Genomic DNA, 14,656 nt, shown 5'->3' with positions numbered 1-14,656 from the left:
CGACGGAAAATCGAGGGCTTAGCAAACTTAAAGTTTTACGGTAGCGGCCCGGGATGCATGTCACTCCGGCCATCGTAACGTTCGATGTTCAGTTCGAAAATATCGATGCCTTCAATACAGCGCGCGTTCACAGACACGCGTTCACCCGGATAGCCGCTGCGCATCAGGGCAACGCCGCATGTCGCGCAGAAATGGTGGCCTTCGGTGATGCTACGCCAGACATAGGTAGAAATCCGGCGTTTTTCGTTGACGAGTGTGATCTTGCTTGCCGGAACCTTCCAGTGCAGGAAGCCCGAGCGGCGACATGTCGAGCAGTTGCATTCGACCACCTCGGAAATCTCGGCATCGATTTCAAAGCAGATATCGCCGCAATGACAGGAAAGGCGATAGGGTCGTTTCATCGGTCATCGTCTCGCTTCAATCACTCGGCATCTATCAATCCGCCTCCCGCAGATGAAGTCAAGCGCTTGCGCGCATGGGAAAGCCGGCACCCTCCTCTCCGAGACGGAGGAGAAATGCCAGCCCAACCACAGAGCGATGCAGCAGGAAGATCAGCTATAGATATCGAGCACGCGATTACGATGATTGGGGTGTGTCGAATAGACGAAGATCCGATTGAGATCGCGCTCGGACATAAGCCGCAGGAACCGGGCTTCGATGATGTTGTTGGCATGCACGCGCTTGACGATGCAGCCGACCATGCCGATGCGGGCGCTGGGAATATCGAGATAGAAATTCTGCGGCAGCTTGAACTGCGTGGCGATGCCCAGAACCGCACTGCTTTTCGATATTTTCAGCAGTTCACAGCGGCGGGAGGTGAGATTGAGCATACCGTTTTCAGTGTACTCGATCCGGGCATCGTTGCGTGTGTCCTCCATCGGGAAGTTGGCTTCCCGGTCGTACATGAACGACTCTTCCCGGCTGAGATATGTCGGTTTATCTGATGTCTGTCCCCGCATCTTTTTCTCCATGCACCTTTGTTTTTTTTGAACTTTAGCGCTGGAGATTTAACAGAGCGTGAGTCAGCGTCCGATTGTGGCACACCGCGCGTAAAAAAGCCCGCCCGGAATCACACGCCCAGGCGGGTCTTGAGGATACTGGACCGCTCTATGCCCGGTAGCTTTTTCCATTCTCATCAAACAGATGCAGCTTTGCCTTGTCGGCCGTAAAGCGTACCTTCTCGCCCCGCTTGATGTCGAGGATACCAGGCACCTTGGCGATGATCGGCTCGTTGGCAACCAGCCCTTCGATATAGAGAAGCGTCACTTCACCCAAAGCTTCGATGATGGCGACCGTGCCTTCGAACAGGAAGCTGTCGCCAGTCGAAACACGCAGGTCTTCTGGCCGCACGCCGAAACTTGCCGCCTTGCCGTTTTCAGAGGCGGCCGTTGCGATATCAAGCACGTCCTTCTTGCCGCCCGGCAGTTCGACGGTGGTTTCAGCGCCGGTTCCAACAATCTTGGCCGGAATGATGTTCATCGCGGGAGAGCCGATGAAGCGGGCCACGAAAAGGTTGGCCGGGCGTTCATAGAGTTCCAGAGGCGGGCCGACCTGCTCGATGTGCCCCGCCGAGAGTACGACAATGCGATCGGCGAGCGTCATCGCCTCCACCTGATCGTGCGTAACGTAGATCATCGTCGTATCCGGCATGGACTCGCTCAATTTGGCGATCTCGATACGGGTTGCGACACGCAACGCAGCATCGAGGTTCGACAGTGGCTCATCAAACAGGAAGACCTTCGGGTTGCGGCAAATGGCACGACCGATGGCGACGCGCTGCCGCTGACCGCCGGAGAGCGCCTTGGGGAGGCGATCGAGATACTTGGTGAGTTGCAGGATATCGGCGGCCGAGCGCACGCGGCGGTCGATCTCTTCTTTGGATTCCTTGGCGATCCGCATACCGAAGGCCATGTTGTCGTAGACCGTCATGTGCGGATACAGCGCATAGGACTGGAAGACCATGGCAATGCCACGCTGCGATGGCGGCACATCGTTGACCTGACGGCCAGCGATATACATTTCGCCACCAGAGATTTCCTCAAGGCCGGCGATCATCCGTAGCAGCGTCGATTTTCCGCAGCCGGAGGGGCCGACGAAGACGACGAATTCGCCCTGCGTGATATCCAGATCGATGCCATGGATGACATCCACCGCGCCATAGGACTTGCGGATATTCTTCAGTTGCAAACCTGCCATGTCATCCTCCCCTTCATTCTCTCGTTTCTGACCGGTTCTCCATTCATCCGAACCGGTTGATCCCATTCAGTCGACCCGGGCAAAAAAGCCGCTCCAGGCCGGTAGTGTGATGGTGTCGCCGGTCAATGCCGATCCGAATCCATGGCCTTCGAGCACATCGAGCTTTTCAACCGGCCGTTCGATGGTCACCGCTTCGTTGCTCATGTTGAACAGGCACAAAATCGTCTCGTTGCCGGACTTGCGTTCAAAGCCGAGCAGCGGCGCTTCGTAGGCGCGAAACTCGATGTCGCCCTTGGCAAAGGCCGGATGCTGCTTGCGGAATGCGAGAAACCGCCGGTAGTGGTTGAGAACCGAATTCGGGTCCGTCTGCTGTTCTGAAACGGCGCGGGCGAGATGTTCTTTCGGCACCGGCAGCCACGGCTTGCCCTCGCCAAAGCCACCGTTGACGGCATTCTTGTCCCAGACCATCGGCGTGCGGCAGCCGTCGCGGCCCTTGAAATCCGGCCAGAACTGAATGCCGTAGGGGTCCTGCAGATCTTCAAAGGCGAGCTCGGCTTCGGTCAGGCCAAGCTCTTCGCCCTGATAGATGCAGACCGAGCCGCGCAGGGTCATCAGCAGACTGGCCAGGAATTTTGCATGCGCATCCTGATCGGCGATGCCCTTGCCCCAGCGGCTGACATGGCGAACAACGTCGTGATTGGAAAACGCCCAGCAGGCCCAGCCTTCCGGGGCTGCGCGGGCAAAATCGTGCAGCACCTGCGCGACGCCGGCCGGGGTCAACGGATCGGGCGCCAAGAATTCGAAGGCGTAGCACATGTGCATCTTGTCATTGCCGGACGTATACTGCCCGGCGATCTCAAGACCGATCTGGCTGTCCCCGACTTCGCCGACGGCGGCAATCGCCGGGAACTCGTCCATGACGGCGCGGAAGCGCTTGAGGAATTCGAGGTTTTCCGGGCGGTTCTTGTCGTAGAGATGTTCCTGATAATTGTATGGGTTGACCGCCGGTGCCGTATTGGCATTGCGGCGCTCAGGCGCCAGCGCCGGGTTGTCGCGCAGTTCCAGGTCGTGGAAGTAGAAGTTGATCGTATCCAGCCGGAAGCCATCGACGCCCCGTTCCAGCCAGAAGCGCTCGACCGCCAGCAGCGCGTCCTGCACTTCGGGATTGTGCAGATTGAGGTCCGGCTGCGAGGTCAGGAAGTTGTGCATGTAATATTGCAGACGCGTGGAATCCCACTGCCATGCCGAGCCGCCGAAGATCGACATCCAGTTGTTCGGCGGCGTGCCGTCTGGCCTGGAATCGGCCCAGACATACCAGTCCGCCTTGGGATTGAAGCGGCTCGACCGGCTTTCGGCAAACCACGGGTGCTGATCGGAGGTATGGGACAACACCAGATCGATCATCACGCGGATCCCGAGGTGGTGGGCTTCGGCGATCAGCGCATCGAAATCGGCAAGCAGACCGAAGATCGGATCGACGCCCGTATAGTTCGACACGTCATAGCCGAAATCCTTCATCGGCGAGGTGAAGAACGGCGAGATCCAGATTGCATCGACGCCCAGCGAGGCAACGTGCGGCAGGCGGGCGGTGATGCCTTTCAGGTCACCGATGCCGTCACCGTTCGAGTCCTGGTAGGATCGCGGATAGATCTGGTAGATCACCGCACCCCGCCACCAGTCCCGGTCGGCCTGCAATGTGGAGCCACTTGTCTGGGTCATACTCATAGTCATTCCTGTAGAAGTCTTTGTTTGTGAAGTCTCAGCCGCCCTTGACCGATCCCGCCAGCAGGCCGCGCACGAGGTAGCGCTGCAGGGTGAAGAAGACGATCAGGGGTACGATGATGGTGATGAAGGCCGAGGCCGTCAGGATTTCCCAGTTGCCGCCGCGCGAACCAAGCAGGTTGACCAGGCGACCCGTGAGGACCAGCTCGTCATTACCGGTTCCAAGGAAAACCATGGCGACCAGAAGATCGTTCCAGGTCCACAGGAACTGGAAGATCGAGAAGGATGCGAGAGCGGGGAACGACAGCGGCAGGATGATCTTGATAAAAATGTCGAAATCGCTGGCGCCATCGACGCGGGCCGATTCCATGATCTCGCGCGGCAGGCCGGCCATGTAGTTGCGCAGGAGGTAAATGGCGAGCGGCAAGCCGAAGCCCATATGTGCCAGCCAGATGCCGACATAGGTCTTGGCCGGAACACCGAAGAACGCGCCGACACCATTGTACAATTTCAACAGCGGGATCAGCGACATCTGCAGCGGCACAACCAGCAGGCCGACAACGACGGCGATCAGGATCGCCCGGCCGGGAAACTTCATCCAGGCCAGCGCATAGGCAGCGAAGGCAGCGACCAGGATCGGGATGACCGTTGCCGGAATGGCGACGGTCAGCGAGTTGATGAACGACGCCCCGATGCCGGCAGCCCGCATCACTTCGCGGTAATTATCGAAGGTGAAGCGCGGCGGAACGGCAGCAGTATAGAAAATACGCTGGCCGCGGGTGCCTTCCATGCGCGTAGGCGAGACGATTTCATAGCTGCCATCGTCCTTGACGGTCAGCGTCTGTCCGTCGCCGATATCAGCGACGGCGCCAACCTCAAAGGCGGTGGGCTGCAGCGGCCGGAAGCCGAAGGCCGAGACCTTGGCATCGCTGCCCTCCAGCAGATTGCCGGCGATAACGAACTTGCCGTCACGTTCTATCTGCGTTTCGGGGGAAGCCGCGCGGCCGGTCATGTTCTGTGATGAGGTCGACAGAGCCGTCCACCAACCGGAAACGGCAAGCTGATCCTTGTCGCGCAACGACGAGATCAAAAGGCCGGCGGTCGGCAGGGTCCACAGAGTGACAAGCAGGATCACGGAAAGATGGACGACCCAGATGAGGGGGGAGCGGGAAGAAGCAATCATCTCAATGGCCCTCCATTTCCTTGGCTGCGTTGCGGATGTTCCAGATCATGATCGGGATCACCAGCACCATGATGATGACGGCGATCGCAGCGCCGCGGCCGAAGTCACCGCCCCCGCGGAACATCCAGTCGAACATCAGATTGGCGAGAACCTGGCTTTGCCACTGCCCGTTGGTCATGGCGAGAACGATGTCGAAGACCTTCAGCACCAGAATGGTGATGGTGGTCCAGACAACGGCGATCGTGCCCCACATCTGCGGGATCATGATCTTGAAGAAAATCTGCAGGCCATTGGCGCCGTCGATGACAGCGGCCTCGATTGTCTCCTCCGGAATACCGCGCAAAGCGGCCGACAGGATCACCATGGCGAAGCCGGTCTGGATCCAGATGAGGATCACCATCAGGAAGAAATTGTTCCAGAAGGGTAACGTCACCCAGGCTTCAGGCGTGCCGCCGAAATAGACGACGACAGCATTCAGGAGACCGATCTGCGCCGTGCCTTCGGCACGATAATCGTAGATGAATTTCCAGATGACCGAGGCACCGACGAAGGAGATCGCCATCGGCATGAAGATCAGCGTCTTGGCGATATTGCCCCACCAGATGCGATCGGTCAGCGCTGCGATGATCAGGCCGAAGAACGTCGCGGCAGCGGGCACGACCAGCAGCCAGAGGAAGTTGTTATAGATCGACTGGCGGAATTCGCCGTCGTTGAACATCCAGATGAAGTTGTTCAGACCGACGAAATTCTCGCCCGCCCTGTCATGCAGACTGAGCCAGACGGAAGCGATCACCGGATAGATGAGATAAATGGTCAGCGACAACAACGCCGGACCGAGGAAGAGCCATGGCCGGATGGCATTGGTGATGCGCAGATTGCGTGAGGCGACCGGCCCCGTCAGGCCTTTCGAAGGAAACAGCTTGTCGAGTATCCAGTTCGTGCCGAAGAAATAGGCGGCGCAGCCAAGAACGCCGGCGGCCATCGTGGCAATGGCAAAAATCAACTGCTGCATGGCAACGTCCTCCCCAGGAATAAGGCCGGATCAACGGCCTGCCCGCCCCTTGGCCTATGGCTCCCGGCTTTTCGGGAGATCATGTGCGGCCAGAATGATCACGTCACTCGCATGCCCGAACCTAAACGGCGGCCGGCAAGGACGTGTTCATTTCAACGGGCTTCTTTTGTCAGCTTTCCCCAAGCCGTTCCGCCGTACCAACTCTACCGGGCGGCTTGGCGAACAGCACTTCAGGCTTCGCAGTCTTTTGAAGTGCGGCTCCGGGGTTTTCGCCGGGAGCCGCTGCGTATCAAGCGATCCTACTTGATCGAATCCCAAGCCTTCTGGACGCCGTCCGCGACATCCTTGGCCGACTTGCCGCCAACGTAATCGACCATACCGGTCCAGAATGCGCCGGCGCCAATCTTGCCAGGCATCAGGTCGGAACCGTCAAAACGGAAGGTCGTGGCGTTGAGCAGGATTTCTCCCTGCTTCTTCATCGGGCCGTTGGCATAAACATCCTTGTTCGCACTCTTCAGCGGTGTCAGGAAACTGGTCTGGGCCATCCAGACTTCATGCGCGATCGGCGTTTCAAGGAACTCGATGAAGGCGCGTGCTGCCGGCGTATCCTTGGTGATCATGGCCAGCGTGCCAGCACCGAGAACCGGATTTCCGAGTTCGGGCTTGCTTGCGTAAGGCGGCATATAGAAGAAGTCTGCGTCTTCGCCAACCTTGGTACCTTCCGGGAAGAAGGACGGGATGAACGATGCCTGATGATGCAGGTAGCACTTCGGCGGCGACGCAAACAGGCCCTTCGGGCTGTCGCGGAAGTCGGCGGAGGCAACCGCAGCGGCGCCACCATCAACGTTCTTGTCGTTCTTGGCGAACCAGCCGAATTCATCAATGGCGCCGACGACAGCCGGGTCGTTGAACGGAATGGCATTGGTGACCCACTTGTCATAGACGTCGGCCGGCTGCGTGCGCAGCATCATGTCTTCGACCCAGTCGGTGGCCGGCCAGCCGGTCGCACCGCCGGAACCGAGACCAATGCACCACGGCGTGCCGCCATCGGCAACGATCTTTTCGGTCAGCGCCTTCAAGTCTTCCATCGTCTTCGGAACTTCATAGCCCGAATCCTCAAAATTTTCCGGCACGTACCAGACCAGCGACTTCACGTCGATCTTGTAAGGAAACGCGTAAAGAGCCTTCTTGCCGTCCTTGCCGGCATAGGTCGAAAGATCGACCCACGACTGACCGGCAGCATAATTGTCGAGCAGCCACTTCTGGGTCTCGTCGCCGAGCGGCGTCAGATAGCCCTTCGAAGCGAGATCGGCGATCAGGCCCGGCTGCGGTAGGATGGCGACATCCGGCGGGCTGCCGGCCTGCGTGTCGATAACGATCTGCTGTTCATAATTCTCGGACGAGGAATATTTTACATCGACGCCGGTCGCATCGCGGAAGTAATCGAGCATGGACTGCGCCAAGGCTTCGTCTTCGCCACGCCAGGGACCGAAGATGGTCAGCGTCTGACCCTTCAGGTCATGACCCTTCTTGAACTCTTCGAAGCTTGCCCAGTTGAATTTTGAATCTTCGCCCGGCTTGAATTTCAGCTCGGCGGCGTTGGTGGCACCCGCCACAAGCGCAAGCGCCGCCACTCCCAACAAGAATGTTCTCTTCACGTCATTTCCTCCCAAGAAAGACCCGACCCATTGATGCCGGGCGAACACCGCAGCGCCGCCAAAATTCAAAGCGCTTTGAGTTTGCTAACAAACCATTGCGACAGGCACCAAGTCAAGAGCTTTCCCTTAAAGGTCGAATTAAGGCCCACTTCCTGCAGTGCAGCGAAGGTTTGCAATGCAATGCAGCTGATTTTTCTGGTTGATGCGTAAAGCCGATGATACAAAATCCGTCGCGCGTTGGAGTTTGAAAGCAAAAACAAAATACAAATCAAAGCGCTTTGGGAGTGCGCGCTTGCCATGAACGTGAATTTGAAACAGCTGGCGGAGATGTTGGGCCTGTCGCAAACGACAGTCAGCCGGGCACTCAACGGCTATCCGGAAGTCAACGCCGAAACACGCCAGCGTGTCTTGAGCGCGGTCCGCGAAACGGGCTACCGGCCAAACCGTGCGGCTCAAAGACTGGCAACAGGGCGCGCAGGCTCGATCGGGCTGGTCATGCCGATCGCGCAAGGCATCGATTCCGATGTGCATTTCGGCGAATTCCTTGCCGGGCTTGGCGAAGAATCCGTCCGGCACGATTTCCATTTCGTCATCAATCCGAGCGCGCCCGACGACGAGGAGGCGACCTTCAAGCGGCTGGCCGCCAGCGGCAATGTCGATGCCCTGTTTCTCGCCTATGTGCGGGCCAACGATCCGCGCATCGCCATGCTGAAATCCCTGTCGATCCCCTTCGTTGTCCATGGCCGGGCGGTCGGCCAGCCCGCCGACTATCCGTTTCTCGATATCGACAATACCGGTGCCTTTTATGATGCGACGCGATTGCTCATTCAGTTGGGGCACCGGCGGATTGCGCTGATCAACGGCCCGGGAAACCTGACCTTCTCCATTCGCCGCCTGAAGGGAATGCGCCGCGCACTCGAGGAGAACGGGCTGCAGTTCGATGAAAGGCTGGTTCAGAATTCACTGATGACCGACGAATATGGTCACCGCGCCATGCAACAGTTTCTTGAACAGGGTGAGCCGCCGACCGCCGTTCTTTGCTCCAGCACCGTGATCGCGCTTGGCGCAGTCAGGGCAATCCATCGGGCCGGGCTGCAGATGGGCGAGGATATTTCGCTGATTGCCCATGACGACGTGCTGCCGATGCTGAAACCGGAAAACTTCAGCGTACCGCTGACGACCACGCGTTCATCACTTCGGGCGGCAGGATCACGGATCGCCACCCGGCTAATCTCGCGCATCTTGAAGACGGGAGATTATCCGGAACAGGAGCTGTGGCGAACGGAACTGATCGTCAGGGCCTCGACCGGCCCTGCTCCGAAATCGTAAGATCGTCCGCTTTTTCCGGATCAGAACTTTGGTGCGGTCTTACCGGCCTTGCGGTAGGCGGCGATGACCGTGTTGGCCATCAGCATCGCGATGGTCATCGGGCCGACGCCTCCAGGCACAGGCGTAATGACAGCGGCTACCTTTGCGCATTCCTGGAAGGCAACATCACCGACCAGACGCGACTTTCCTTCACCTTTTTCAGGCGCAGCAATACGGTTGATGCCGACATCGATGACGGTGGCGCCGGGCTTCACCCAATCGGCCTTGACCATCTCCGGGCGGCCGACAGCGGCGACCAGAATATCGGCATTGCGGCAGACACCCGGTAGATCCTTGGTGCGCGAATGGGCGATGGTCACCGTCGCATTGGCGGCAAGCAGCAGCTGCGCCATCGGTTTGCCGAACAGGTTGGAACGGCCGATGACGACGGCATTCAGCCCCGAGAGGTCCTCTCCATGCGTGCGCTTGACGAACACCATGGCGCCAGCAGGCGTGCAGGAGACGAGACCGCCATCGAGATCGCCCGTCGCCAATTTGCCGGCATTGACGACATGCAGACCATCGACATCCTTTTCCGGCAGAATGGACTGAATGATCGGTTCGGAATTCAAATGTTTTGGCAGCGGAAGCTGGACGAGAATGCCGTGCAGGCTCTCATCCCTGTTAAGTGTCTGAACGAGAGTAGCCAGTTCTTCCTGCGTCGTTTCCTCCGGCAGCGTATGCTGAACCGAGGTAAAGCCGCATTCCTTGGCCATCTTGCTCTTGGAGGAGACATAGGCGTGGCTTGCCGGATCATTTCCGACGATGACGACGGCGAGACCGGTCTTGACGCCGGTCTGTTCGGTCAATGCCTGCGATGCGGTTTTCACGGCATCGATCACCGACGCTGCAACTTGCTTGCCATCAATCACGGTCGTCACGGAGTTCTCCCAGATTCTCGTTTGTTCTGTTCAGTCTAGTTTCAGCAAAAAACAGCGCTCGCCTCAATGCGTCCTATGCTGTTCAGATCGAATAAATTCACCACTGATCCGCGCCAGGTCCAGCATAAACATCACGACGATTTGCATTCCTATCATTCATGAGGGATTTCTGCCTGGGGCAAGTCAGCCTCTATGGATACAGAGCGCTAATACCGCCGGCCGCCGGCCCGCTGTTTCGCATAGTGCTCGACACGCGATCGCAGCGCGCGCAGGTTTTCCTGCACTTCGGCGATATCGCCGTTGTCCGTGGTGCTATCCTGCATTTCACGCAAATAGTCCCGCAGACTGGCCGCATCTGCCTCGTCGTTTCGCGGAGGAAACGCTGACAGTGCTGCGGCGGACGCGGCTACGTGATGCGCCGATGGCATCCGCGCCCGGTAGGCCACAGGTGCGGGCAATGGATCCTCGATCTCCTGCCGTGTTCCCGGACCATCCGGGTGATGATCGTCCCTTCCGGGAGGATCACGCTGTGGAGCCACGGCAACCGGCCGGCTCGAACGCTGGAGCAGATCCTTGAGGCTGCGGTAGGCGCCGAGCGCGATGCCCAGCCCGACCCCGGCGATGAAGCCGGCCATCATGCCGCCGATCGCAATCAGCTTGCGGGACGGCCCGGTAGCCTGAAGCGGCGGCTGCGCCGAGGCGATCACCCGGATATTCTTCGAGGTCAGTTTCTCCTCCTGGCCGGTTTCACTCGCCCGCTTGAGGAAGGATTCGTAGATCGTCCGGGTTGCGGTGGCCTTGCGCTCCAGCTCCCGCAGCTCGATGAAGCCGGTGGAGGAGTTCATCTGCTGTGCCTTCTGCACCGCCAGTTGCTGGACGAGATCCTTTTCCGTCCGCACCGCGCGGTCGAGTTCGGTCTTCGCCGTTGCGGCGATGCGGCGAAGCGCGTTGCCAATTTCGGAGCGTGCGACCTCAAGCGACTGGACAGCAGCCAGGCGCTGCGGGTGCCGCGGCCCAAGGCTCGCATCCAGCGCACCCAGCTGGGCGCGCGCCTCGGAATACTGCTTGCGCAGATCCTGAAGCGTCACGGAACTCACCTCTTCGGGAAATGCACCGCTCAAGACGTCGTTCAAGCTGATCCTGGCCGCCAGGTCGACCTTCGCCTGCGCATCGGCGATGCGATTGCGGACGGCACCGACCTGATCATTGAGGGCCAGCAACTGCTTGTCGAAGATCAACTCGCCGGCGGCACCGACAATGTCGTGGTCGGCCTTGTATTTCTCCACCGCATTTTCAGCCGCGTCCAGTTCCGTGCGCAGATCGGCCAACCGGCTGTCGAGCGCCTGCGTCGTCCGCTGGAAGAAACCGGATTGGGCAGCCTGCTCCTCGCTGAGGAATGTCGACACGAGGCGATTGGCGATCAGTGCCGATTTGGCCGGATCCCGGCTCTTGACCTCGATGGTCACGATGAAGGTTTTCGGATCTCGCGATACGGAAACGGCGTCGCTCAATTTTTCCAGTGTGCGCGGGTTGACGCCGGACGCTGGCGCCGGTTGCGCCTTGCCGGGGGAAACGATGTCGCGAATGACGCCGATGCCGTCGGAAATGCCGCCCTTGCCGCTCGATACGCCGCCGAATTCGGCATCGCGGTCCAGCCCCAGATCAATGGCAACCTTTTCCAGAACGGTCCGCGAGCGCAACACTTCGAGCTGGCTGTCGACAAGCGCCAGGATCGCTTCAGTTGCCAGGCTTTCCTTGGATAGATCGGAATCCGTCAATCGGACTTCGCGCGGATCGACATAAAGCTTGCTTTGGGAAACGTAGACACTCGGGGTCGACATGGCGATCAACACACCGCCGACGGCACCCGCCACCGTCAGCACCACGATGGTCTTTCGCAGCTGCCAGACGGAAGACATGATGGTGGCGATATCGATCAATGGCCGGTCCTGCGGCTCTCCATAATAAACTTCAGCGCTCACGGCAGGCTGGGAGAGGACAGCATCGGCTTGCACTGGGCTGGCCAGTGTTGCTTTTCCTGCCTTGAACCAGCCGGAGAAACGCCCGGGCGGCTTTTCCACTGATGCTTTGGCAGGCTGCTGATCATTGCCCGGTATTTTCAGCTTCACGGCAGGACTGCCAAGACGGTCCAGCAACTCGCTGGCGGTCCGCGCCACCGGCGCTCCGCCACGCGCCGACATGCGCGAACGCAAAGACGACCCCGCCTCCCTCGATCCAGGGCCGGCCGGGGAGCGATGCACCACAGTCCTTTTGTTGTCTTCCGGATCGAACATCGATGCCTGCAAACGCCCGCAATTGGGCAAAGTGACGAATTGTGAACGAAGCTTAAGTTTTTATGGAAAACAAACCGTTAACAGACTGCAAATTCATCTCCGGGGAGACCACGAAACCGCAGGGCCACACCCCTCATTAAGCTTTCCCGGCTAGAACGGGCCAGCACATCCGGACCATCCTCGTGATCGATTTCGCAAAGACCCTCTACGCACGCCATAAAAGCGTCATTCACGCCTATATCTCGATGACGAGCGGGTCTGCGGGCAGGCTTGTGCTGTCGCTGGTCTATTTCATCTGCATTGCCAACGGGCTTTCGATTGCCGAGTTCGGCTTGTTTGCCACGGCATCGGCCGCAGGCATCATGATCTCCCGCGTGCTTGCCTTTGGTTTCATGTCGCCGCTTTACCGGGTGGCAACCGTCAAGCCCTTGCTGGTCGGCATCTATAGCGCCGGCTTCGCCGCCGGCGCGCTTCTGTCGCTGCCCTTGATCGCTGTCCTTTGTCTTGCGGTCTATTATGCCGTTTTTGCAGGCGATGTTGCGCTTGTGGTTTTCAGTGCCTTGATGGCCGCCGAAATCCTTTGCTGGCGGGGGCTTGAGGTCGTTGTTATCGTTCTCAACGGTCTCGGGCGCTTCGGCCGCGCCGCCCTTCTGGTGGTGATCGGTACAGGCATCCGCACCGTTGCCGCGCTCGCCTTTTCGCTGTCGCACTCGGCATCGCTCGATACCTGGTCGTTTTTCTATCTTGGCGCCAACTTTGCTGCTCTCGTGATCGCGCTGGTGTGGTTTTTTCCGAAAGTCCGGCTTCGTTTTCGCCCGGCGCTCTATATTCGCCGTTGGGCGGATTCGGTCACGGTGGCTGGCGCCGAAGTGCTGTTCTATATCCAGTCGGAATTCGACAAGATCGCGGTTCTTGCAATCGGCGGGCCGGAGGTTTCCGGCATATATGCGATCATCATGCGGCTTGCCGACCTGACGGCGCTGCCGGTGCGCTCGTTCAATACGCTCCTGGTGCAGAAGATCATGCGCACGCCCGCAACGATCTCGTCCTGGCGCACCCGGCTGACGATCGAGACACTGGTAGCTGCCATATCCTTCCTGGCAATTGCAGCGATGGCGGGATATCTCTGGATCTTCCCGAGCGGCCTGGGAAACAACGTCGCCGAGGCTGCGCCCTATATGATGGCGGTGCTATTGGTGCCATCCTTCCGCAATCTTGTCGAATATCACTCCGAATTGCTCTACGCGACCGGCCGAACGGTACGCAGGATGGCCAATCTGGTGATTGCAGGCATCATCAAGGTCGCGCTGCTCGCCGCCGTTTTCAAGACCAGCACGGATGTTGCCTATTGGGCGCCGCTTATCAATGCTGTCTACCTGGCCCTTTACGCCGCATCCTTTACCCTCACCTATTCCGCTCTGCGCAGCCAAACCGGCCGGGTCATCTGACAGGATCAGGCGGCGCGTTCGAGAACAACGTTCCGGATGTCGGTGAGATCATGGCCGACGAAGGATTGGACGCCGATCCCGATCTGATGCGGTCCCATATCCCGCATGAAATGCCTGAGCCCGCTGATATCGCGCGCATAGCTATCGTCGAACCAAAGCACGTGGCAAAGCCCTTCGGCAGACGCGACATGGCCCTCCCCCATCAGCACCTCATCGACAAAGCGGCCATAGATCAGGCATTCTGAAAACTGGCGCGAACGAACGATGGCGCGTACCCAGTTGCAGCCATGGAGGGCCTCGACATGATCGAGCAGAGCCCGGCAGGTGTCGGTACGCCACGCAATCAGCGTATTGATGTAATCGTTGGCAGGCAGGCTGAAGGGACCGATGCCCAGCAGCCGGTCGGAATGAGCAAGCCACTCGAGATGATTGGAGCGCATGCGCTCGCCGATAGCCCCATCCTGGCGATAGAGCGTCAGGSGGCCGCCCTGCCAGAGGTCGGCCGGATCGAAATCGCGCAACAGCACCACGTCGGAATCGACGGCAAACATCGTTGCCTCGCCGATATGCCGTGACAGTGCCAGACGGCGCAGTTGCTGGGCATGCCAGCCTCGCAGCGGCAAACTGTATGGGCTGATCCAGAGCTTGCGCCTACCGGCTGAAAGCGGATCGGGAATGGCCCGCAGCCACCACGGCAAAAGATCGCTCTCGCTGATGACCTGGCGCCGTGAGCCTTCCAGCTGCCGGAACAATGCCACGTCGAAGGGCGCCACGAGCAGATAATGAACCCAGTCGCCCTTCAGCCGCATATCCATGCTTTCACACAGCAGCCGGCAGCGCTCGAAATCATTGGCGTAGGAGGCTGTAGCGACAGCAGTGCGCATGATGGTTTCC

General features: G+C 59.2%; 12 protein-coding genes. 2 read left to right on the top strand and 10 right to left on the bottom strand.

The features are described from left to right. Positions 1 to 35: 35 nt before the first annotated feature. The 7 genes from ASC96_RS18840 to ASC96_RS18810 all read right to left on the bottom strand — a co-directional run bounded on the left by ASC96_RS18840 (position 36) and on the right by ASC96_RS18810 (position 7,771). Positions 36 to 401: a GFA family protein gene (locus tag ASC96_RS18840; protein WP_060504669.1), complete on the bottom strand. Its 366-nt coding sequence runs from the start codon at positions 399 to 401 to the stop codon at positions 36 to 38. A gap of 150 nt (positions 402 to 551) precedes the next feature. Then, entirely contained in the window at positions 552 to 959 is a 408-nt protein-coding gene (locus tag ASC96_RS18835; protein ID WP_082512175.1) for a hypothetical protein, read from the bottom strand. Between the two features lie 148 nt (positions 960 to 1,107). Further along, on the bottom strand, positions 1,108 to 2,196 hold the full coding sequence (ugpC, locus tag ASC96_RS18830) for a sn-glycerol-3-phosphate ABC transporter ATP-binding protein UgpC (protein WP_060504667.1): 1,089 nt from the start codon (positions 2,194 to 2,196) through the stop codon (positions 1,108 to 1,110). Positions 2,197 to 2,262: 66 nt separating this feature from the next. Next, entirely contained in the window at positions 2,263 to 3,921 is a 1,659-nt protein-coding gene (locus ASC96_RS18825; RefSeq protein ID WP_156397669.1) for an alpha-glucosidase family protein, read from the bottom strand. A gap of 34 nt (positions 3,922 to 3,955) precedes the next feature. Continuing rightward, a complete protein-coding gene (locus ASC96_RS18820; RefSeq protein ID WP_060504666.1) occupies positions 3,956 to 5,101 on the bottom strand; it encodes a carbohydrate ABC transporter permease in 1,146 nt (381 codons plus the stop codon). Between the two features lies 1 nt (position 5,102). Further along, positions 5,103 to 6,113 carry a sugar ABC transporter permease gene (locus ASC96_RS18815; RefSeq protein ID WP_060504665.1) on the bottom strand — a complete coding sequence of 337 codons (1,011 nt, stop codon included), beginning with the start codon at positions 6,111 to 6,113 and terminating at the stop codon, positions 5,103 to 5,105. A gap of 299 nt (positions 6,114 to 6,412) precedes the next feature. Then, positions 6,413 to 7,771 carry an ABC transporter substrate-binding protein gene (locus tag ASC96_RS18810; RefSeq protein ID WP_060504664.1) on the bottom strand — a complete coding sequence of 453 codons (1,359 nt, stop codon included), beginning with the start codon at positions 7,769 to 7,771 and terminating at the stop codon, positions 6,413 to 6,415. Positions 7,772 to 8,068: 297 nt separating this feature from the next. Here ASC96_RS18810 and ASC96_RS18805 point away from each other — a divergent pair, with 297 nt between their 5' ends. Further along, positions 8,069 to 9,100, top strand: a complete 1,032-nt coding sequence (locus ASC96_RS18805; protein ID WP_060504874.1) for a substrate-binding domain-containing protein — start codon at positions 8,069 to 8,071, stop codon at positions 9,098 to 9,100. 20 nt (positions 9,101 to 9,120) lie between these two features. Here ASC96_RS18805 and folD read toward each other — a convergent pair whose 3' ends face one another. Beyond that, complete coding sequence (gene folD, locus ASC96_RS18800; protein ID WP_060504663.1) at positions 9,121 to 10,020, bottom strand: bifunctional methylenetetrahydrofolate dehydrogenase/methenyltetrahydrofolate cyclohydrolase FolD; 900 nt, start codon at positions 10,018 to 10,020, stop codon at positions 9,121 to 9,123. A gap of 206 nt (positions 10,021 to 10,226) precedes the next feature. Further along, positions 10,227 to 12,197, bottom strand: a complete 1,971-nt coding sequence (locus ASC96_RS18795) for a GumC family protein (RefSeq protein ID WP_162246372.1) — start codon at positions 12,195 to 12,197, stop codon at positions 10,227 to 10,229. A 299-nt stretch (positions 12,198 to 12,496) separates the two neighbouring features. On the opposite strand from ASC96_RS18795, the gene ASC96_RS18790 reads away from it, so the two are divergent. Beyond that, positions 12,497 to 13,762: a lipopolysaccharide biosynthesis protein gene (locus ASC96_RS18790; protein WP_060504661.1), complete on the top strand. Its 1,266-nt coding sequence runs from the start codon at positions 12,497 to 12,499 to the stop codon at positions 13,760 to 13,762. A 5-nt stretch (positions 13,763 to 13,767) separates the two neighbouring features. On the opposite strand, the gene ASC96_RS18785 is transcribed toward ASC96_RS18790, so the two are convergent. Then, positions 13,768 to 14,646, bottom strand: a complete 879-nt coding sequence (locus ASC96_RS18785) for a DUF6492 family protein (RefSeq protein WP_060504660.1) — start codon at positions 14,644 to 14,646, stop codon at positions 13,768 to 13,770. Between the last annotated feature and the right edge of the window lie 10 nt (positions 14,647 to 14,656).

Origin of the sequence: Rhizobium sp. Root1204 (assembly GCF_001424965.1) — a bacterium.
Lineage (GTDB): Bacteria > Pseudomonadota > Alphaproteobacteria > Rhizobiales > Rhizobiaceae > Pararhizobium.
This window is presented reverse-complemented; position numbering and strand designations above follow the sequence as displayed.